The sequence below is a fragment of the Pseudolabrys sp. FHR47 genome, from assembly GCF_005153485.1.
Classification (GTDB): domain Bacteria; phylum Pseudomonadota; class Alphaproteobacteria; order Rhizobiales; family Xanthobacteraceae; genus Pseudolabrys.
Map to the genome: position 1 here is coordinate 969,247 of NZ_CP039740.1, position 20,754 is coordinate 990,000.

At 65.2% G+C, this 20,754-nt stretch carries 18 protein-coding genes and 1 riboswitch (1 of these 19 only partly in view); of the genes, 11 read left to right on the forward strand and 7 right to left on the reverse strand.

What is annotated here, in order from left to right:
* Positions 1 to 123 precede the first annotated feature (123 nt).
* Entirely contained in the window at positions 124 to 2,661 is a 2,538-nt protein-coding gene (locus tag E8Q40_RS04825; RefSeq protein ID WP_137046591.1) for a TIGR02302 family protein, read from the forward strand.
* A gap of 609 nt (positions 2,662 to 3,270) precedes the next feature.
* Here the strand turns inward: E8Q40_RS04825 and E8Q40_RS22175 are convergent.
* Entirely contained in the window at positions 3,271 to 4,251 is a 981-nt protein-coding gene (locus tag E8Q40_RS22175; protein WP_246663002.1) for an MJ0042-type zinc finger domain-containing protein, read from the reverse strand.
* A gap of 250 nt (positions 4,252 to 4,501) precedes the next feature.
* Here E8Q40_RS22175 and ftsE point away from each other — a divergent pair, with 250 nt between their 5' ends.
* From ftsE to E8Q40_RS04850, 4 genes are all read left to right on the forward strand, one after another.
* Positions 4,502 to 5,161 (forward strand): cell division ATP-binding protein FtsE, encoded by a 660-nt coding sequence (ftsE, locus tag E8Q40_RS04835; RefSeq protein WP_115515552.1) that lies wholly within the window; start codon positions 4,502 to 4,504, stop codon positions 5,159 to 5,161.
* 17 nt (positions 5,162 to 5,178) lie between these two features.
* Positions 5,179 to 6,144, forward strand: a complete 966-nt coding sequence (locus E8Q40_RS04840) for an ABC transporter permease (RefSeq protein WP_137043316.1) — start codon at positions 5,179 to 5,181, stop codon at positions 6,142 to 6,144.
* 90 nt (positions 6,145 to 6,234) lie between these two features.
* Entirely contained in the window at positions 6,235 to 6,846 is a 612-nt protein-coding gene (locus E8Q40_RS04845; protein ID WP_137043317.1) for a YdcF family protein, read from the forward strand.
* 13 nt (positions 6,847 to 6,859) lie between these two features.
* Positions 6,860 to 7,594, forward strand: a complete 735-nt coding sequence (locus E8Q40_RS04850; protein ID WP_246663003.1) for a 1-acyl-sn-glycerol-3-phosphate acyltransferase — start codon at positions 6,860 to 6,862, stop codon at positions 7,592 to 7,594.
* 4 nt (positions 7,595 to 7,598) lie between these two features.
* Here the strand turns inward: E8Q40_RS04850 and E8Q40_RS04855 are convergent, their stop codons facing one another.
* Positions 7,599 to 8,147 carry a gamma-glutamylcyclotransferase gene (locus E8Q40_RS04855; RefSeq protein WP_137043318.1) on the reverse strand — a complete coding sequence of 183 codons (549 nt, stop codon included), beginning with the start codon at positions 8,145 to 8,147 and terminating at the stop codon, positions 7,599 to 7,601.
* Between the two features lie 283 nt (positions 8,148 to 8,430).
* Between E8Q40_RS04855 and E8Q40_RS04860 the strand changes: the two genes are divergently transcribed.
* Both E8Q40_RS04860 and E8Q40_RS04865 read left to right on the forward strand, forming a co-directional pair.
* Complete coding sequence (locus E8Q40_RS04860) at positions 8,431 to 9,507, forward strand: DUF2125 domain-containing protein (RefSeq protein WP_246663074.1); 1,077 nt, start codon at positions 8,431 to 8,433, stop codon at positions 9,505 to 9,507.
* Between the two features lie 65 nt (positions 9,508 to 9,572).
* On the forward strand, positions 9,573 to 10,184 hold the full coding sequence (locus E8Q40_RS04865; RefSeq protein WP_137043320.1) for a LysE family translocator: 612 nt from the start codon (positions 9,573 to 9,575) through the stop codon (positions 10,182 to 10,184).
* On the opposite strand, the gene E8Q40_RS04870 is transcribed toward E8Q40_RS04865, so the two are convergent.
* From E8Q40_RS04870 to E8Q40_RS04880, 3 genes are read right to left on the reverse strand one after another with little or no spacing between them, the layout of a single operon-like run.
* A complete protein-coding gene (locus E8Q40_RS04870) occupies positions 10,185 to 11,153 on the reverse strand; it encodes a prephenate/arogenate dehydrogenase family protein (RefSeq protein WP_137043321.1) in 969 nt (322 codons plus the stop codon).
* Positions 11,150 to 12,265, reverse strand: a complete 1,116-nt coding sequence (gene hisC / locus E8Q40_RS04875) for a histidinol-phosphate transaminase (protein WP_137043322.1) — start codon at positions 12,263 to 12,265, stop codon at positions 11,150 to 11,152. The genes E8Q40_RS04870 and hisC overlap by 4 nt, the downstream gene beginning before the upstream one ends.
* 48 nt (positions 12,266 to 12,313) lie before the next feature.
* Complete coding sequence (locus tag E8Q40_RS04880) at positions 12,314 to 13,159, reverse strand: chorismate mutase (protein WP_137043323.1); 846 nt, start codon at positions 13,157 to 13,159, stop codon at positions 12,314 to 12,316.
* A gap of 131 nt (positions 13,160 to 13,290) precedes the next feature.
* Positions 13,291 to 13,370, forward strand: a riboswitch (SAM riboswitch).
* 81 nt (positions 13,371 to 13,451) lie between these two features.
* On the opposite strand from E8Q40_RS04880, the gene E8Q40_RS04885 reads away from it, so the two are divergent.
* The 3 genes from E8Q40_RS04885 (at position 13,452) to E8Q40_RS22405 (ending at position 16,574) form a co-directional block, all read left to right on the forward strand.
* A complete protein-coding gene (locus tag E8Q40_RS04885; RefSeq protein ID WP_370455231.1) occupies positions 13,452 to 14,660 on the forward strand; it encodes a homoserine O-acetyltransferase in 1,209 nt (402 codons plus the stop codon).
* 22 nt (positions 14,661 to 14,682) lie between these two features.
* Positions 14,683 to 15,330, forward strand: coding sequence for a methionine biosynthesis protein MetW (gene metW / locus E8Q40_RS04890; RefSeq protein WP_205995693.1), 648 nt, complete (start codon positions 14,683 to 14,685; stop codon positions 15,328 to 15,330).
* Positions 15,331 to 15,590: 260 nt separating this feature from the next.
* Positions 15,591 to 16,574, forward strand: a complete 984-nt coding sequence (locus tag E8Q40_RS22405) for a TIGR02594 family protein (RefSeq protein WP_370455232.1) — start codon at positions 15,591 to 15,593, stop codon at positions 16,572 to 16,574.
* A gap of 52 nt (positions 16,575 to 16,626) precedes the next feature.
* Here the strand turns inward: E8Q40_RS22405 and E8Q40_RS04900 are convergent, their stop codons facing one another.
* Positions 16,627 to 17,418 (reverse strand): MOSC domain-containing protein, encoded by a 792-nt coding sequence (locus tag E8Q40_RS04900; protein WP_137043325.1) that lies wholly within the window; start codon positions 17,416 to 17,418, stop codon positions 16,627 to 16,629.
* Between the two features lie 152 nt (positions 17,419 to 17,570).
* On the opposite strand from E8Q40_RS04900, the gene clpB reads away from it, so the two are divergent.
* A complete protein-coding gene (gene clpB, locus E8Q40_RS04905) occupies positions 17,571 to 20,165 on the forward strand; it encodes an ATP-dependent chaperone ClpB (RefSeq protein ID WP_137043326.1) in 2,595 nt (864 codons plus the stop codon).
* A 213-nt stretch (positions 20,166 to 20,378) separates the two neighbouring features.
* Here the strand turns inward: clpB and E8Q40_RS04910 are convergent, their stop codons facing one another.
* Positions 20,379 to 20,754: the final stretch of a M23 family metallopeptidase gene (locus tag E8Q40_RS04910; protein WP_246663004.1), read on the reverse strand. The gene runs 1,610 nt beyond the window's last position; the window shows 376 of its 1,986 coding nt (coding positions 1,611-1,986); its start codon lies beyond the right edge, outside the window — the gene reads right to left on this strand; its stop codon occupies positions 20,379 to 20,381.

The following is a 20,754-nucleotide window of genomic DNA, read 5'->3' on the forward strand; positions in this document are numbered from 1 at the left end:
ACGTGTTAGCCTCATCAGGCCGCTGAGATTCTCTGGCCCCGGTAGCGACGCGGAGTGCCTTTGGACGAACAAGACCTTGCGAAGGGTAGCGACGCGCTGCACAGGCCGCATCCGGCGCGGCTGATGCTGGCACGCGCGGTGCAGCGGGCTCGCGGTAGCCTGTTGTGGGAGCGGCTGTGGCCGGCGCTGGCGGCGCTGGCGACGGCGCTCGGTCTGTTCCTGGCCCTTTCCTGGGCCGGCCTGTGGCTGGCGCTGCCGCCGCTCGGCCGCATTATCGGCCTTGTCATCTTCGCTTTGGTGTTCATCGTCGCCGCGCTTCCGATGCTGCGCCTGCGCGTACCGAGCGATCGCGACGGTCTGCGCAGGCTCGACGCGGGCAGCGGCGCGGCGCATCGTCCGGCAACCTCCATCGCCGACCAGATTTCCGCCAACCGCAACGATCCCGTCGCGCAGGCGCTGTGGCAGGCGCATATCGAACGCGCGCTGATGTCGGCCAAGTCGCTGAAGGCCGGCTGGCCGCGGCCGAAGCTGTCGCTGCACGACCCGATGGCGCTGCGCGCGCTCGTGATGCTGCTGGTCGCCGCGACCTTCGTCTCCGCCGGCAGCGAGCGCTGGAGGCGCGTCGGCGCGGCCTTCGACTGGAAGGGCATCGTCGCGCCGGCGAATTTCCGTATCGATGCCTGGGTCACGCCGCCGAATTACACCGGTCGCCCGCCGGTGATGCTGCCGGGCGTGCGGCCGGGCGACGCCAACCCGCCGGTCGATCTCGCCGGCGCGCCGATCTCGGTGCCCACCGGCAGTCTTCTGGTGGTGCGCTCCACCGGCAGCGTGTCGTTCGAAATCGAACGCGCCGGCGGCATCGAGGACGTGCCGCTCGAACCGAACACCGCGCTGCCCGCCGGTACCGAAGAGCGCCGCTTCGCCATCAAGACGGACGGCAAGGTGACCTTGCGCGGTGCCGCCTCGGCCAATCCGGTGTGGAGCTTTGCCGCCATTCCGGATCGCGCGCCGAATGTGCAGTTGATCAAGGATCCGGAGCGGCAGGCGCGCGGCGCGCTGCGGCTCGATTACAAAATGGAAGACGATTACGGCATCGTCGAAGGCAAGGCGATCTTTGCACTCAAGGACGACAAGGCCGCGGCCGGCGACAAGGCCGAAGCCAAATCGGAAACCAAGCGCCGCCCGCTGTTCGATGCGCCGCAATTCGCGCTGACTCTGCCGCAGGCGCGCACCCGCGCCGGCGTCGCGCAGACCACGCAGGACCTTACCGAGAACCCATGGGCCGGCAGCGTTGTGACGGTGACCCTCACCGCGCGCGACGAAGCCGGCAATGTCGGCGAGAGCGAGCCGCACGAACTCACGCTGCCGCAACGCATCTTCGTCAAGCCTCTGGCGCGCGCGCTCGTCGAACAGCGCCGCATCCTTGCGCTCGACGCCAACGAAAAGCCGATTGTGCTGGAAGCGCTCGATGCGCTGGCCATCGCGCCGGAGCGCTTCACGCCGGAAGCCGGCATCTATCTCGGCCTGCGCTCTGTCTTCTTCGACCTGCGCAACGCGAAATCGGATGACCAACTGCGCGATGTCGTCGCCCGGCTTTGGCAGATGGCGCTGCAAATCGAGGACGGCAATGTCAGCCAGGCCGAGCAGGCCTTGCGGCAGGCGCAGGACGCGCTGCGCGAGGCGCTCGAACGCGGCGCCAGCGACGAAGAACTCAAGAAGCTGATGGATAATCTGCGCGCCGCGATGGACAAGTTCCTGCAGGCACTCGCCGAGGAGATGCGCAAGAATCCGCAGCAGTTGTCGCGTCCGCTCGACCGCAATACGCGCACGCTGAGCCAGCAGGATCTCAAGAGCCTGATGGACCGCATGGAGCAGATGGCGCGGCAGGGCAATCGCGATGCCGCCCGCGCGCTGCTCGATCAATTGCAGCAGATGATGGAAAATCTGCAGATGGCCCGCCCCGGTGCCGATCAGGATCAGGGCGACCAGGACATGAACTCGGCGCTCGACGAATTGAGCGACATGATCCGCAAGCAACAGCAGTTGCGGGACCGCACCTTCAAGGAAGGCCAGAATCAAAGGCGTCCGCAGCGCGGCCAGCAGGGTCAGCAGGACAAGCAAATGGGCGATCTGCGGCAGGACCAGCAGGCCCTCAAGGATCGTCTCAACAAGCTGCTCGAGCAACTGCGCCAGCGCGGGATGGGCCAGCAACAGGGGCAGAAGGGTGAGGGCCAGGAGCCGGGCGATCAGGACGGCCCAGGTCAACAGCTCGGCGATGCCGGCGAAGCCATGGGCGAGGCCGAAGGCAATCTTGGCGAGGGCGACGCCGATGGCGCCGTCGACAGCCAGGGCCGTGCGTTGGAAGCGATGCGGAAGGGCGCGCAAGGTCTGGCGCAGCAGATGCAGGAAGGGCAGGGCCAGGCCGGTCCGGGCCCGAACGGTCAGCCCGGTCGTGGCCGGCAGCGCGCCGACCAGAACACTGATCCGCTTGGCCGCCCGCTGCGCGGCCGCGACTACGACGACACCACCGTGAAGGTGCCGGGCGAGATCGAAGCGCAGCGCGCGCGCCGCATTCTCGAGGAATTGCGCAAGCGCTTCGGCGAAAGCTTCCGCCCGCAGCTCGAGCTCGATTACATCGAGCGCCTGCTCAAGGATTTCTGACGAGGCTTCGTAGCCCGGATGAGCCAACGGGCCGGCGCGAAGCGCCGCCCGTTGACAGGCTCCGCGAAATCCGGGGCCAGCCTAACTATCGTTCCCGGGTTTCGCTTCGCTTCACCCGGGCTACAAGCGGTCACGTTTTCAGAAAATAATCCTTGATTATTATTCCTAGGATATTATAGGCTCATTTCGTCCTGTTCCAGCCGGGGGCGCTGTCATGAGGCGTCGTTTCAGTGGGAGCAGGGTGCGGTGCCCGCGGGCTTGGGACATACGCATCCCAGGCGCTCGGGCGGCGACGGGGCTCCGCCCGGAGGCACTATGACCTCCTGCAAGGAGCTTGCTGATGGTGAGCGCTACCCGCCCACAAGGCGGATCAGCCGCCAGAAGCGCGGCCCGTCGCCGTAACGACACCGCGATGGAGCGCCGCGGGGCGCATGTGTCCTCCGATGAGGGCACAGCGCACCGCAAGGTGCGAAACGACAATGGGCGCCTCGCGGCGCTCCATCCCCTCGGCGTGTCCGAGGGGAACGGAAGGGGAGGCAGGCCGCCCCGGGCCTTTAAAAACAGGGGCGATAGCGCGCGTCTCGGCGCGGACTTCTCACAATGATGGATTTATTTCGTGCCGCCGGCAGCATCTTGCGCCGTGAAGAAGCGCACCAGGACATCGGCGGCGTTGGCCGGCGGCGCGGCCAACCGACTGGTGAAGGGCACGCTGTCGCCGGGGCCGAGCAGCGTACGTGGCGGCTGCATCGTCCAGGTGTAGACTTCCTGCCCGGTCGCGGTGCGCGCGGCAAAGCGCAGCCGGGGCACGTCGACGGCCTTGCGCGACGAGTTCACGATGCGGCCTTCGATGATCAGGATCGAGACGCCGTCCTGCGTCTCTTTCGAGATCGCGATGCCTTCGAATTCGAGATTGCGCAGGTTGACGGGCAGCCCGATCGCCGCGAACAGCGATGCAGTCTGCGGCAGATAGCGCACGACCTCGCTGCGGCCGGCAATCAGAGCGATGTTGAAAGCAAACAGCACCAGAACGATGATGACCCAGCGCGACTTGCGGCCGTCCTTCTTGAGCTTGGCTTTCAGCCGGGCGCGGCGCGCGGTGAAGCTGGCGCCGTCTTCGGCGTCGTGCGGTGCCGGGCCGCTGAAAAACGCATTGCCGCCATCGTCGTAAGTCTCGTCCTGACGGGGCGCGAGCGGCGGCGCATCGGTGACGTCGATGGTGTCGCTGGCCTCGGCTCGCGCGGAGAAGGGCGCGTCCGGGCTGTAGTCGAAAGCCGGCTCCGGGGCTGCGGGTTCGGCCGGCGGCGGCTCCGCGAAAGGCGATTCAGCGCGCGGCAGCCCGGCGGGCGAAGCCGGAGGCGTATTGACGGTTTCCTCGAAGGTCGGCGGCGGGGGCGTTTTGGTTTCCTGGGCCTCGGCTTCGGCGATGACGCTATCGACGAAGGCGGAGACACTCGGCGGGTCAGCTGGCCGGGTCGGGCTGGCGAACCAGGTCGCCTTGCAACGCGCGCAGCGAACCGCGCGCCCGGACGGGCCCACCGTGGCCGGGTCGATCATGTAGGACGTTGCGCAGGTCGGACAGACAATCAACATTGGTTCTGCGGCGTTTCTTGCGGTTCCGACCCTAGCAGCCGACCGTTAATGGACCGGAAACCATGCCCTGCCGCGGGGCATGGCCTTCGGAGCCGCGAGACGCCCGGGTACAGCCTATGGCGGCGCGCTGATTCTCCTGTAAAACGTGAGAATTATCGGGACGTGACCGGCCTTTGGGGGCTTCAAGGCCGGGCGCATGGTTTTCGGGCCGGAATCAAAAGGCTCGCGACAAGAAGAAGCGGAGGCCGGCGTGGTCCGATTCGAAAATGTAGGATTGCGCTATGGGCTCGGGCCCGAGGTGCTGCGCGACCTCACCTTCCGCATCGAGCCGCATTCCTTCCAGTTCCTGACCGGGCCCTCGGGGGCCGGCAAGACCTCGCTCCTGAAGCTGCTGTTCCTGTCGCTGCGGCCGACGCGTGGCCTGATCACGCAGTTCGGCCACGATGTCGCGACACTATCCAAGGATGCGGTGGCGACCTTGCGCCGGCGCATCGGCATCGTGTTCCAGGACTTTCGGCTGCTCGATCACATGACGACTTACGAGAATGTGGCGCTGCCGCTGCGCGTGATGGGGCGCCCGGAGGAGAGCTACCGCGACGAGGTGATCGAACTCCTGAACTGGGTTGACCTCGGCGACCGCATGTGGGCGCTGCCGCCGGTCCTGTCCGGCGGCGAGAAGCAGCGCGCCGCCATCGCCCGCGCGGTGATCGCGCGGCCGCAACTGCTGCTCGCCGACGAGCCGACCGGCAATGTCGATCCGCCACTGGCGCAGCGTTTGCTGCGGCTGTTCATCGAGCTCAACAAATCGGGCACGTCGGTCGTCATCGCGACGCACGACATCGCGCTGATGGATCAATACGACGCCCGCCGCCTCGTGCTGCACGACGGCCGGCTGCATATTTACGACTGAACGCAACAAGACTGGTCATGGCCGTCACAGACGACACCGATACGGAAACGACCACGCCTCCGCGCTTCGCGGTGCCGGCGCGGCCGCGTTTCGAGACGCCGGTAGTGCCGCGCAATTCGATCGCCGGCCGCGCGCTAATCGCGGTCGTCGCCATCATGACGTTCCTGGCGTCGTTGACCACTGGCGCCGTCATCCTGGTCGGACAGGCGGCGGGTGAATGGCAGGCCGATGTGGCGCGTGAAGTCACCATCCAGGTTGTGCCGGCGCCCGGCCGCGATACCGATGCGACGGTGACGAAGGCCGCGGCGATCGCGCGCGCCTTCCCCGGCGTCGGCGACGTGCGCGTGTTCTCGAAGGAGGAGTCTTCGAAGCTGCTCGAGCCGTGGCTTGGCAGCGGGCTCTCCCTCGGCGACCTGCCGGTGCCGCGGCTCATCGTGGTGCGGCTCGCCTCGGGCGAAACCGTCGACATGGCGCGGCTCAACCGTCTGCTGATCGATCAGGCGCCGGGCGCGACGCTCGACGATCATCGCGGCTGGATCGAACGCATGCGCGCGATGGCGGGCTCTGTCGTTGCCGGCGGCATCGTCATCCTCGTCCTGATGCTGGCGGCCACCGTGCTGTCCGTGACCTTTGCGACGCGCGGCGCGATGGCGACGAACCGCAACGTCATCGAGGTGCTGCATCTGGTCGGCGCCAAGAACAACTTCATCGCTGGCAACTTCCAGCGCCACTTCCTCGTCATGGGCCTGCAAGGCGGCCTCATTGGCGGCGGCGCGGCAGTGCTGCTGTTCGCGCTCGCCGCGTTGATCGGCCACTTCACCGCCGGCACCGCGGGCGGCGATCAGAGCGCGGCACTGTTCGGCTCGTTTTCACTGGGATTTCTCGGCTATCTCGCCGTGCTCGCCCAGATCGTGCTCAGCGCTGTCGTTACCGCGCTGACATCGCGGCACACCGTCAACCGCACCCTGGAGGCGATCGACTAGATTTCAGGGGAATTCGCGCCGGTTTTGCGCGTAGATCGCGGCACGCCATAGTGCTATGCCGTCCCCGACTTGAATGGACTTCGAGACGCAATGTTCGCTGGCTTTGTCCGCTGGATTGGCTTTCTGACCGTCACCGTCGCGATCGTCGGCGCACTGGTGCTGACCGCCGGATTCTTCTGGTTTGCCGCCCAGATCGCGGACAGCGAAGTGCCCCTGAGCCGCAAGGCGGACGGCATCGTCGCCCTGACCGGCGCCGCCGCCCGTATCCCGGACGCGATCGAGCTTCTGGCCTCCGAACGCGGCAAGCGCCTGCTCATCACCGGCGTTCACCGTGCCACCTCGGCGAGCGAGATCGCGCGCCTGACGCCGCTCTACTCCAAATATTTCGACTGCTGCATCGACCTCGATCGCTCGGCTCTCAACACCTTCGGCAATGCGCTGGAGACCAAACGCTGGACGCGCGAGCACAATTTCATGTCGCTGATCGTCGTGACCTCGAATTGGCACATGCCGCGCGCCCTGGCCGAGATCGCGCATCAGTTGCCCGACGTGAAGCTGGTCCCCTATCCGGTCATATCGGAAAAGGTGCGTACCGAGCCGTGGTGGGAAAGCATCAGCACCACGCGCTTCCTTGTCGCCGAATATCTCAAATATCTGTTCGCGCTCGTGCGCATGGGCCTCGACCCCGATCCCAATACTTAAGGACCTCTGGCCCGTGCTGATCATCCGCTCCGTTCTCTTTAACATCGCGTTCTACTTGAACACGGCGATTTTGCTTGTCGTTGCATTGCCGACATTCCTGATGCCTTATTGGGGCATCGTCGAAATCGCCCGCCTCTGGGGCCGGATCAACCTCTGGCTGCTGCGGGTGATCGCCGGCGTGAAGATTGAGGTGCGCGGGCGTGAAAAAATCGTGCAGGGCCCGCTGCTCGTCGCCTCCAAGCATCAGTCGGCATGGGAGACGTTCTCGCTGGTGACGCTGTTTCCCAATCCGGTCTTCATCCTCAAGCGCGAGCTGCAGTGGATTCCGCTGTTTGGCTGGTTCACCATCAAGGGCCGCATGGTGCCGGTCGATCGCGGCGGCGGCGCGGCGGCGCTTCGGGCCATGACCGCGCGGGCGCGTTACGAACTGATGCAGAGCCGCCAGCTCATCATCTTCCCGGAGGGTACGCGACGCCCCGCCGGCGCGGAGCCGCGCTACAAGTTCGGCGTGGCGCATCTGTACGCTGGCGCCGGCGTGCCGTGCCAGCCCGTCGCGTTGAACTCGGGCCTGTTCTGGCCGCGTCGCAGCCTGCTTCGCTATCCGGGTACGATCGTTGTCGAGTTTCTCGATGTCATCCCGCCGGGCCTGGAGCAAGGCGAATTCTTCGCCCGATTGCAGAACGAGATTGAAACGGCGACGGCGCGGCTGATCGAAGAAGGCCGCCGCGAATTGCAGAAGGCCAAATAGCTTCTCAATTTCCCTTGAGCTGCTGCGCGAGCATGTGCAACGCGTGGTCCCGCACGCCCATCGCCTCCAGTTCCTCGACCGTGGCAATGACGTAATCGCGATTGGCGCCGGAGCGGCCGTGGCCTTGCCGGCAGTAATGCAGTTGCTCGGCGGCGGTCAGATTGCCGGCATATTGCTCGTGGCCGCGATCGACGATGTAGCACAGCGCGCGCACGCTCTCGCGCGGGTCGTCGTCGAGCCAGACCTGCCGCCAGGCTTCCAGGTAAACCATCGTGACCTGCTCGCGCTCGCGCAAATAGGCGATGGTCTGCTCGCGCTTGTCGGCGGCGACCCGGTAGGCAATGCCGCGGCAATTGCCGCCGCGGTCCAGCCCAAGCACCAGGCCCGGCTTTTCCGGCGTACCGCGGTGAACGAAGGAATAGACACAGAGCGCGCGGTGGGCGCCGACGAGGCGGGCCTTGCGCCGCTCCAGCGCCTCGAAACCGGGGCGCCACATCAGCGAGCCATAGGCGAACACCCAGAGATCGCCGCTATCGTCGGAAGAGGCCGTCATCTGCCCAGGAAGTCGGAATGGTCCAAACCGGGCGGGGCGCGTAGCAGTCTACCGGTCCGGGCGCAATGGGGCGCCGGGCATGGGGTAAGACACGAGGTTTACGGTGAAACTTTCGCCCCGGCGGGGCGTTCGCCCTTGTGTCCGGGGCCGATCCTGCGCACAACGGCGCCATTGCGGCGCGCCGTCGGACGTGGCGCTAAACTGCCGCAATTGACAGGTTTTTCACCCCGCTATGTCCCTCGACTCGCCATCCCGCCGTTCCTCGTCGCGGCGCTACGTCGTGATGATTGTAATCGTCGCGCTGCTGGTCGGCGGGTGGTCGGCCTTCTGGTATGTGGCGGCTGGCAAGGCACGGGACATGCTCGACGGCTGGCGCGCGCGCGAGGCACAGTCCGGTCGCATCTTCGCTTGTGGCGAGGAAAACTTTGGCGGCTTCCCTTTCCGTTTCGAGTTCAGGTGCAGTGGCGCTACAGCCCAGATCAAGAGCAGTCGCATTCCCTTCGAGATGAAGACCAAGGGCGTGACTTTGGTCTCTCAGGTCTATGATCCGACTTTGCTGATCGGCGAGTATCAGGGGCCGATCACGGTATCGGCGCCGGGCGGCCCGGCCGAGCTGTCGGTCAACTGGAAGCTGTTTCAGTCGAGCTTGCGCGGTACGCCGACGCGGCCGGAGCGGTTGTCGCTGGTGTTCGAACGGCCCGCCTTCGACGTGATCGAAGAGGGTAACGCGCGGCCCGCATTGCGCGCTGAACATCTCGAGCTTCACGGCCGTCTCATCGAGGGTATGGTCACGCAGCGGCCGGTGGTCGAAGTGGCGTTGCGTACCCGCGGCGCCTTCGCACCGGGCGTGCGCGCTTTGTCGGCGCAGCCGATCGACGCCGTTGTCGATATGGTGCTGCGCGGCCTCAGCGATTTCGCGCCGAAGCCGTGGCCGGAGCGATTCCGCGAAATCGCGGCCAATGGCGGCAGGATCGAGATCAACGAAAGCCGCTTGGTCCAGGGTGAGACGCTGGCGGTTGGCTCCGGTACGCTGACCGTCAGCGCGGCGGGCCGATTGCAGGGCGAGTTGCGGCTCACCGTTGCTGGCCTCGAACCATTCCTGAAATCTATCGACGCGCAGAAACTGGTGCAGTCGGCGCCGTCGATGGACAAGCTCGCCAGCGCGCTCGATCGCCTCTCGCCGGGTCTCGGCCAGGCGGCGAAACAGCAGGTCGGGGCTAATCTTTCGGCCGGCATCAACCTGCTCGGCCAGCAGACCACACTCGAGGGCCGTCCGGCGGTGGCGCTGCCGCTGCGCGTCGACGACGGCCGCCTCTATCTCGGGCCGATCCCGCTCGGCGAGACGCCGCCGCTGTTTTGATGTCGCCAGAAACCGGGTGGCGTCCCGACCGCATCGCGCGCTACCATGCTGGCGGAGACACCGGCATGACACTCGAATTCCTCATCACGTCCTTCATTGTCGTCGTTTCGCCGGGTACCGGCGTGCTCTATACGCTGGCCGTCGGCCTGACGCGCGGCTCGCGCGCCAGTATCGCCGCCGCGTTCGGCTGCACCCTCGGCATCCTGCCGCATATCGCGGCGGCGATCCTCGGCCTCGCGGCGCTGCTGCACACCAGCGCGCTCGCTTTCCAGATATTCAAATATGCCGGCTGCGTCTATCTGCTCTATATGGCGTGGAGCGCGCTGCGCGAACACGGTGCGCTCAGCGTCTCGAAGGAAGGCGACCGGCGTCCGCCGATCGGCATCGCCGTCAAGGGTTTCCTGATCAACATCCTCAATCCGAAGCTGTCGATCTTCTTCCTCGCCTTTCTTCCGCTGTTCGTTTCGGCGAGCGAACCGAACCCGGTCGCGCTGATGCTCGAACTCAGCGCCGTCTTCATGCTGATGACCTTCGCGGTCTTCGTCGTTTACGGCCTGTTCGCCGCCGCGATCCGCGATCGCGTCGTCACAAAGCCGCGCGTCATGGCCTGGATGCGGCGCACCTTCGCCGCGGCTTTCGTGCTGCTCGGCGCGCGGCTGGCGCTCGCGGAAAGGTGATTAATCGTCCGAAGCGTAAGGCTTCGGCAGCGGCTCGGGCGGCAGGTTCTGATGGCTGCGGCCGAAATCTGGCGCTGGTGAATCCTGGCCGATCTGCACGATGCCTTTACGGATGGCGCGCGTGCGCGTGAAGTGCTCGAACAAGGTATCGCCATCGCCGTTGCGGATTGCCTTGGTCAGCAGCGCGATGTCCTCATTGAAGCGGCCGAGCATCTCCAGCACCGCGTCCTTGTTGGTGATGAAGATATCGCGCCACATCGTCGGATCGGACGCCGCGATGCGCGTGAAGTCGCGGAAGCCGCCGGCCGAGAATTTCAATACTTCAGAGCGCGTCACGGTCTCGAGCTCATCCGCGGTGCCGACGATCGTGTAGGCGATGAGATGCGGCAGGTGGCTCGTCACCGCGAGCACAAGGTCGTGGTGATCCGGCGCCATGGTCTCGACATTGGCGCCCAGCAGTTTCCAGAATGCGGCAAGCTTGTCGATCGCGGCCTGATCCTGGCCGGGCGGCGGCGTGAGAATGCACCAGCGGTTGACGAACAGCTCGGCGAAGCCGGCGTCGGGCCCGGAATATTCGGTGCCGGCGACGGGATGCGCCGGCACGAAGTGCACGCCGCTCGGAATATGCGGGCCCATGTCGCGCACGATCGAGCCTTTGACCGAGCCAACGTCGGACACGGTCGCGTCCGGCGCCAGATGCGGCGCGATCTCTTTGGCCACCGTGCCGCAGACGCCGACCGGCGTACAGACGATAACCAGATCGGCGCCTTCGACCGCGGCCGCGGCGGTCTCGACCACCTGATCGGCGAGGCCGAGCTCGGCGACGCGCTTGCGCGTCGCCTCCGAGCGCGCCGTCGCGACGATCGAGCCGACCGCGCCTTGCGCCTTCGCGGCACGCGCGATCGACGAGCCGATCAGTCCGACGCCGATAAGCGCGAGGCGGTTGTAGAGCGGCGCCTGCTTGCTCACGCCGCTTTCCCCATGAACTCCTTGAGCGCGGCGACGACGAGCTTGTTGGCCTCCTCGGTGCCGATCGTCATGCGCAGGCAGTTCGGCAGGCCGTAGCCGGCGACGCGGCGCAGGATGATCCCGCGTTTGGTCAGGAACTCGTCGGCCTCCGGCGCGGTCTTGCCCTTGGTCTCGGGAAAGTGGATCAGCACGAAATTGCCGACGCTCGGCGTCACCTTGAGGCCGAGCTTATCGATTTCATCGCTGACCCAGCCGAGCCACTGGTTGTTGTGCGCGATCGACTTCTCAAGATGCGCGGTGTCTTCAATGGCGGCGATGCCGGCCTTGATCGCGGCCGAATTGACGTTGAACGGGCTGCGTACGCGGTTGAGCACGTCGACGATACTCTCCGGGCCATAGAGCCAGCCGAGACGGATCGCGGCGAGGCCGTGAATCTTGGAGAAGGTGCGGCACATCACGACATTCTCCGACGTCGCCACCAGCTCGATGCCGGCCTCGTAGTCGTTGCGCTGCACATATTCGGCATAGGCGGCGTCGAGCACGAGGATGACGTTCGGCGGCAGCGCCTTGTGCAGGCGCTTGACCTCGTCGAACGGCACATAGGTGCCGGTCGGGTTGTTCGGGTTGGCAAGGAAGACCAGCTTCGTGCGCGGCGTCACCGCCGCGATCATGGCGTCGATGTCGGCGACGTAATTCTTCTCCGGTACCGCGATCGGCTTGGCGCCGCGGCTCAGCGAGTAGATCGGATACATCAAGAAGCCGTGTTGCGAGTATACGACTTCGTCGCCGTCGCTCAGATAAGCCTGCGCCAGCATGTTGAGCAGGTCATCGGAGCCGGCGCCGCAGACGATGCGCGCCGGGTCGAGCCCGTAGACGCGGCCGATGGCATTGCGCAGTTCGATGACGGCGCCGTCCGGATAGTCCTCGAGCTTGGCGCCTGCGGCCTGATAGGCGGCAACCGCCTTCGGCGAGGGGCCGAGCGGGCTCTCGTTCGACGACAGCTTGTAGATCTTGTCGACACCGGGCGCGCTGCTCTTGCCGGGGACGTAGGGTGCGATGTCGAGCACGCCGGGACGCGGAACGGGACGCGAAGGGGAATTGGTGGCAGTCATGTTCAAGCCATTGCTGAAAGTGGGCCGGAGGGGTCGAGCCGGGGTGGCTCAGGCCTTGTCGGCGGCAACCGTATAGCGGGTTGCGTGGCTGCCGACGAGGGCCATCGAGCGGACGGTGGCGCCGGCTTTGCCGAGGTGCTGGGCGATGTCGTGGATGCTCTGGTTACTCGGCAGGGTGACCAGCAGCGCCGCGCCGTCGAAGGCGCGGTCCGGCACCGCCAGGAATTCGGCCAAGGTGGTCAGGGTCTGCGCGGCTTTGGCGCTCCAGCCCGAGACGCGGACGCTCCACACCTCGACCTCGGTGGCGCGGGCATCGTCGGCGACGCGGGAGATCACGAACACCGGCAGCGCCGCCGGGTGGTCGTGACGCTCGACGAAGGGCAGGCGGGCGATGATCTTCGGCGCGGCATCGAATTCGAGCGCGTTCCACCACGCGCCGGCGCTGACCGAGGAGATCACCGGCACGAGGCCGAGATCGCCGCGCGATTCCGACACCGCGGCGACGACACCAGCCGCGCCCATATGCGGCACCAGCGGCACCGTGAAGCCGAAATGGAAGCGAGCTGAATCGCGCATCTGCGCGTCGCCGGCCGAGAAGTCGGCATGGGCGGAGAAATTCTGCTGAACATAGGTGAACGTGGCGATGATGACACGCCAGATACTCTCGACGGTATCGAGCGGCAGGATGCCTTTGTGGCGCTCGGCGAGACGCCGCATCATCTGCGCTTCGCGCATGGGACGAAACGCCGAGCCGGTCTCCTGGCTCTTCTTGACCTCGATCAGACGATCGATGATGTCGCCGCGCTCCATGAGGAGCTGGTGCATGGCCTCGTCAATGCGGTCGATCTCCTGGCGGAGCGCGGCGAGGTCGATGGGTTTGGGCGGCGTGCTCATGGTGGGCATTGATAGGAAAGACGGGCCTTAAAGGCAAAGAAAACCTAACCTTGTTGGGATGAAGGCGGCGGCCCACCGGGTTCTGCGGCCTCGGCCCCGGCTTGACGCGGCCGAGGGTGAGGAATAAGTACGGGCCATTCCGTGGTCATTTGAGCCGGCCGGCTTGCAGCCACGTTAAACAACTCGCTAAACAGGCCGGGGAACATCAAGGGTCCCGGCCGAACCTTCGTTCAGGCCGGTTTTTTTATGGCCTGATGTGTCCGGGAGGCCTTCCCCACGGGAGGCCGTGTTCGTGATGAACGTTAAACCGACCAAGAGCGAACTGGTGCGCGACCAGATTGTCCGCGACGCTGACAATCCGCGTGCTTCCAACGTCGCCCGCTTCGGCGCCGACAGACCGCTCAAGCTCGATGCCGGCGTCGAGCTATCGCCGTTCCAGATTGCTTACACCACGTACGGGACGCTGAACGCGGAACGCAGCAATGCGGTGCTGATCTGCCATGCGCTGACCGGCGATCAGCACGTCAACAACGTCCATCCGGTGACCGGCAAGAATGGCTGGTGGGAGACCCTGATCGGCCCCGGCAAACCGATCGACACCGAACGCTACTTCATCATATGCACGAACGTGCTCGGCGGCTGCATGGGCACCACCGGGCCGGCCTCGACCAATCCGGCGACCGGCAAGCCCTGGGGGCTCGATTTTCCCGTCATCACCATCCGCGACATGGTGCGCGCGCAAGCGATGCTGCTCGACCGTCTCGGTATCGAAACCTTGTTCGCCGTGATCGGCGGCTCGATGGGCGGCATGCAGGTGCTGCAATGGGCAGCGAGCTACCCCGAGCGCGTGTTCGCCGCGTTGCCGATTGCCACTGCGACGCGGCATTCGGCGCAGAACATCGCGTTCCACGAAGTCGGCCGTCAGGCCATCATGGCCGACCCGGAGTGGAAGAGCGGACGCTACCATCTTGAGGGCACCAATCCGCGCCGCGGCCTCGCGGTCGCGCGCATGGGCGCACACATCACTTACCTGTCGGACGCGGCGCTGCACCGCAAGTTCGGCCGTAACTTTCAGGACCGTGAGAAGGCGACGTTCTCGTTCGATGCCGATTTCCAGGTCGAAAGCTATCTGCGCCACCAGGGCATCTCATTTGTCGAGCGCTTCGACGCTAACTCCTATCTCTATCTCACGCGGGCGATGGATTATTTTGATCTCGCCGCGGACGCCGGTGGTGTGCTTGCCAATGCCTTCAAGGATACGCCGACGCGCTTTTGCGTGATCTCTTTCACCAGCGATTGGCTGTTCCCGACGCCGGAGTCGCGCGCCATCGTCCATGCACTCAACGCCGCCAAGGCGCGTGTCTCCTTCGCCGAGATTGTCACCGACAAGGGCCACGACGCCTTCCTGCTCGACGAGCCCGAAATGTTCGCCATCGTGCGTGGCTTCCTCGATGGCGCCGGAAAAGCGCGCGGATTGCCGTGGCTTTCGGCGAAGAAGTAATCTCGCAAGATCGGCAATGGCCATGAGCGACAGAAAACTCAACCCGCAGGTTCGTAACGGCAGTGGCGCGCGCGTCGACCTCATGCTGGTCAGCGATATGGTCGAGCGCGGCGCCAAAGTGCTCGACGTCGGTTGCGGCGACGGCGAGCTGCTGCAGATTCTCGCGGACACCCGCAACGTCGACGGCCGCGGCATCGAATTGTCGCGCGAGGGTGTCAACGAGTGCGTGGCCAAGGGACTCGCCGTGATCCAGGGCGACGCCGACACCGATCTTGCCGATTATCCCGACGACGCCTTCGATTACGTCATCCTGTCGCAGACGCTGCAGGCGACGCGCCAGCCGCGCGTCGTTCTTGAGCACATGCTCCGGATCGGCCGGCACGCCATCGTCTCGTTCCCGAATTTTGGCCACTGGACGGTGCGCATGCAGTTGCTGTTTCAGGGGCACATGCCGCAGACCGACATCCTGCCTTACAGCTGGTACGACACGCCGAACATTCACCACTGCACGATCAAGGACTTCGTCCAGCTCTGCCAGACCGTCGGCATTTCAATCGACAAGGCGGTGGCGCTCAATGCCTGGGGTTCGCCGCTGCGCCTCAATGCGCCATGGTGGTTCTGGAACATGTTCGGCGAGCAGGGCGTGTTTTTGCTGAGCCGGAAGGGTTGAGCGATGCGTTGTCATCGTCCGCGAAGGCGGACGATCCAGCGCTTTCTCAGGGAACAAAAAGTGCTGGGTCCTCCGCCTTCGCGGAGGACGACGTGGTGAACACGCATGGTTAAATCGCTCGTGTTCACCATTTCACTTCACCATGTCACTTCACCGTTAATTCAATCCGATCATTTGTTGAAAATTGTCCGTGCTATCCCCGATGCACGGCGGCGCGCGTCACGGCGCGCGAGGAACGTTTTGGAATCGGGGACACTTCCATGCGTAAAATGCGGATGATGGTCGCTTCTGGCGGCATCGCATTGGTCGCCTTCTGCGAACCGGCTTTCAGCCAGCCGATGCCACAGGCCAAACCGAAGGTTGCTCAGCAGACTGCCTCGACGAAGAATAAAGCGCTGGCCCATCGCGCGCAGCGCGAGGCCAACGCCAATCGCCTGCGCAGCACTGCGATCTCGGCGCCGCCGAAGGCGCCGCTCACCGGCTGGCCGGCGCTGGTCCTCGAAGCGCGCAAGTACATGGGGACAAATCCGACCGCGCGCGATCGGCTGTGGTGCGCGACTTTCATGAACATGGTTCTCGCCAAAGTCGGCTATTCCGGCACCAATTCGGACGCCGCGCGCTCCTTCGCGCAGTACGGCCGCCGCATCCACGAGCCGCGCATCGGCGCCATCGCCGTGCTCACGCGCGGCAAGAATGGCGGCCATGTTGGTGTCGTCTCCGGCATCGACCCGAGCGGCAATCCGATCGTCATTTCCGGCAACCACGGCCGCAAGGTCGGTGAGGCGATCTATCCGCGCTCGCGCGTCATCGCCTATGTGATGCCGACCGACCAGCGTGCCCCGACGCAATTCGCCGACCGCGGCGCGCCGCAGAAAGGCACCGACAACGAGCTCGACTCGCCGATCGCCGAACTGCTTGCGGTCATCGAATCCGAATACAACGCTAAGGGCCGCCCGCGTGGGACCGGGCCGGAGCCGCGCCCGGTGTCGCCATCGCAGGCCCGCCGGGATGTGCAACTCGATCCGGCCTTGGCCGAGTTCCTCGGGCTGAAAGAGCGCGCGCCGGCGGCTAGGCAACCGCCGGTCATGCCGCAGGAGGCGGCGCGGCCGCAGGCACAGCCGCCGCAGGTTTCGCGTATGCCGGTAATGCAGCCTCACGCCGCGCCGATTCAGCGGCGCGAACTGCGTGTCGAGCAGCGTGCGCCGGGGCTCGTTGCCTCGAATGGTCTGACGATAGCGCGCTAGACCTTGTCGTCATTCCGGGACACGTCCTGCGGACGTGTCCCGGAATGACGAGCTACAGCAGCGCGTTGACCTTCAGCGTATCGCCGTCCGCAATGTCCCCGCCTTCGATGACCTCGGCATAGATGCCGCAGTCCATGTGATTGAAGGTCTGCATCAGCGACTTCGGAATATTGAGATCGCGCGCCGCGGTGACCGGATCGACATTGGTCGCGGCGCAGCGGACGATGCGTTTGACCACCTTTAGCCGCACTTTGTCGCCGACCTCGATTTCCTGATCGAGCAGGTCGAACTCGCGCCACGCCGGCCAGCCGGTGACATAAAGATTGCCACGAAAGCGCAGTGGATCGACCGGCTGCCCGATCGCACTCTCGACCGCCGCGACCGAGGCGAGGTTGATGATCGACACGACTTTCTTCGCCACATCGGAGAAGCTGTGCAGTCCGCCCGGCGATGCCTCACCGGACAAAACCTTGGGCGGACCGTTGAGCTCCGCCGGCATGAACTTGCGGAAGAAGGCCTCGACCGCCAGCCGGCCTTCTTTAGTCCGGAGATCGGCACGGACGGCCTCGCGGTCCTCGTGGACGATCACGAGCGTATGGCTGGCCTCGTCGTAGTCGGTCTTGAGGCCGGCCAGCCGCTCGTTGCGCATCAGCATCAGGAAGCGGGTCTTGGGGAAATAGGCGGGCGCCGCCGGGTCAAAGCCGGTCGGGCCATTCTCGATGGCGTAGAGCCGGTCGGCCGGCAGGGTCAGCCCGGCCGTGAGGGTCACCCGGGGTAGTTTCTGGGGCGAAAGGCCCTTAACCGGGTAGCGGTAGATTGCGTCGATAATGGCCTGGTCTGTCATGGAAACCGCTAAGCTCAGGGGGTTAATCCTGACCTATATCAAGCAGGGCGGCCCTTCAAACCGGCAAAGTGGTTCCCACATAAGGATCAACAGGTCGCCTCCAAAAGGGGCCTGAATTCAACGGTGCCTTTATGGGCCGAGGGAGTTAGACGATGAATTTCGAGAAATACACCGACCGCGCCCGCGGTTTCGTCCAGTCGGCGCAATCTCTGGCCCTGCGCGAGGGCCACCAGCAGTTCGCCCCCGAACATCTCCTGAAAGTCCTGCTCGACGACCCCGAGGGGCTGGCGGCGGGGCTCATCGATCGCTCCGGCGGCAATTCCCGCCAAGCCTTGCGCGAGACCGAGGCGGCGCTGGCCAAGCGCCCGAAGGTCTCCGGTGCCGGGGCAGGGCAGGTGTATCTCGATCCGGCTCTGGCGCGGGTCTTCGACGCCGCCGAAAAAGCCGGCGAGAAGGCCGGCGACAGTTTCGTCACTGTCGAGCGCCTGCTGCTCGCGCTGGCCGTCGAGAAGGACAGCGAGGCCGGCAAGGCTTTGTCGCGTGCTGGCGTGACGCCGCAGAACCTCAATGCCGCCATCGAAGCCCTGCGCAAGGGCCGCACCGCCGACTCAGCGTCGGCGGAGAACGCCTATGATGCGCTGAAGAAATATGCCCGCGACCTCACCCAGGCGGCGCGCGAGGGTAAGATCGATCCGGTCATCGGTCGCGACGAGGAAATCCGCCGCACCATCCAGGTTCTCTCGCGCCGGACTAAGAACAATCCGGTGCTGATCGGCGAACCCGGCGTCGGCAAGACGGCCATCGTCGAGGGTCTCGCCCAGCGCATCGTCAACGGCGATGTGCCGGAGAGCCTTAACGACAAGAAGCTCTTGTCGCTCGACATGGGCGCGCTGATTGCCGGCGCGAAATATCGCGGCGAGTTCGAGGAGCGCCTCAAGGCCGTGCTCAACGAGGTCACCTCGGCCGAGGGCGGCATTATCCTGTTCATCGACGAGATGCATACGCTGATCGGTGCCGGCAAGGCCGACGGCGCCATGGATGCCTCCAACCTTTTGAAGCCTGCGCTGGCGCGCGGCGAACTGCACTGCATCGGCGCGACCACGCTCGACGAGTACAAGAAGCACGTCGAGAAGGACGCCGCCTTGGCGCGGCGCTTCCAGCCGGTGTTCGTCTCCGAGCCGACGGTCGAGGACACGATCTCGATCCTGCGCGGCCTCAAGGACAAATACGAGCAGCACCACGGCGTGCGCATCGCCGATTCGGCGATTGTCGCGGCCGCGACGCTTTCGAACCGCTACATCACCGATCGTTTCCTGCCCGACAAGGCCATTGACCTTGTCGACGAGGCCGGTGCCCGCCTGAAGATGCAGGTCGATTCCAAGCCCGAGGAGCTCGACTCGATCGACCGCGAAATCGTGCGGCGCAAGATCGAGCAGGAAGCACTGAAGAAGGAAACCGACCCGGGCTCGAAGGACCGCTTGAAGAACATCGAAGCCGAACTGGTCGCGCTGGAGAAGCAGTCGGCCGATCTCACCAGCCGCTGGAAGGCGGAGAAGGAAAAGCTCGGCTCGGCGACGGAGTTCAAGAAGCAACTCGACGACGCCCGCAACGAACTCGCCATCGCCCAGCGCAAGGGCGAATACCAGAAGGCGGGCGAACTCGCCTATGGCCGCATTCCCGAGTTGGAGAAGAAGCTCAAGGACGTTGAGGCCAGCGAAGGCAAGGGCGCCATGGTCGAGGAGACCGTGACCGCCGATCATGTCGCCGGCGTCGTGTCGCGCTGGACCGGCGTGCCGGTCGACAAGATGCTGGAAGGCGAGAAGGACAAGCTGCTGCGCATGGAAGAGGCGATCGGCAAGCGGGTCATCGGCCAGAGAGAGGCCGTTGCCGCCGTGTCGACCGCGGTGCGCCGCGCTCGCGCTGGGTTGCAGGACCCGAACCGGCCGATCGGCTCGTTCATGTTCCTCGGCCCCACCGGCGTCGGCAAGACCGAACTCACCAAGGCGCTCGCCGAATATCTGTTCGACGACGAGAACGCGCTGCTGCGCATCGACATGTCCGAGTACATGGAGAAGCACGCGGTGTCGCGCCTGATCGGCGCGCCTCCGGGCTATGTCGGCTATGACGAAGGCGGTGCGCTCACTGAAGCGGTGCGGCGCCGGCCCTACCAGGTCGTGCTGTTCGACGAGATCGAGAAGGCGCATCCGGATGTGTTCAACGTCCTCCTGCAGGTGCTCGACGATGGCCGCCTGACCGATGGTCAGGGCCACACCGTCGACTTCCGCAACACTTTGATCGTCATGACGTCGAATCTCGGCGCCGACTATCTGGTGAACCAGCCGGAAGGCGACGACACCGACAAGGTGCGCGATCAGGTGATGGGCGTGGTGCGCTCGGCGTTCCGGCCGGAGTTCCTCAACCGCGTCGACGAGATCATCCTGTTCCATCGCCTGCAGAAGTCGGAGATGACCTCGATCGTCGATATCCAGATGAAGCGGCTGCAAAAGCTGCTCGCCGACCGCAAGATCGTCATCACGCTTGAGCCGTCGGCCCGCGAATGGCTGGCGAACAAGGGCTGGGATCCGGCTTACGGTGCGCGCCCGCTCAAGCGCGTGATCCAGAAATCGGTGCAGGATCCGCTCGCCGAGATGATCCTCTCCGGCACCGTGAAGGACGGCGAGACAGTCAACGTCTCGGGCGGGCCGTTGGGGCTGAGCTTCAACGGCAGGCTCGCCAAGGCAGCGTAGAGTTTTTCACCCTCCCCTGGAGGGGGAGGGTCGACCGCTTGAGTAAAACGAAAGCGGTCGGGGTGGGGTGACTTTCTCTACCTCTCAGTTCACCCCATCCCGCTCGCCAAAGCTCGCGACCCTCCCCCTCCAGGGGAGGGTGAAGAAGAGCGCGCATAACTTTCACATTCTGATTTGTTGTTGCGCTGATATCGACAGGTGCGCGGAGCGTCTTTACCGCGCGCTCGCGGCCATGCGCGCGGGCTTGCGGGCCATGATCGCGTCGAGGCGTTCGCGCTCCTGCTCGAACGCCGTCATCATCGAGCCGGCGAGTTCGCGGCCACGCGGCAGCTTGATGCGCATCGGATCGACGAAGCGGCCGTTGACGCGGATTTCGTAGTGCACATGTGCGCCCGTTGACAGGCCCGTCGAGCCGACGAAGCCGATCACCTGTCCCTGGCGCACGCGCTTGCCAACTTCCATGCCGCGGGCATAGGCGCTCATGTGGCCGTAAGCGGTCTCGTAGCCGTTGTTGTGCTTGACGAGGATGAACTTGCCGTAGCCGGACTCCCAGCCCTCCTTCTCGACGACGCCGTTGCCGGCGGCGTAG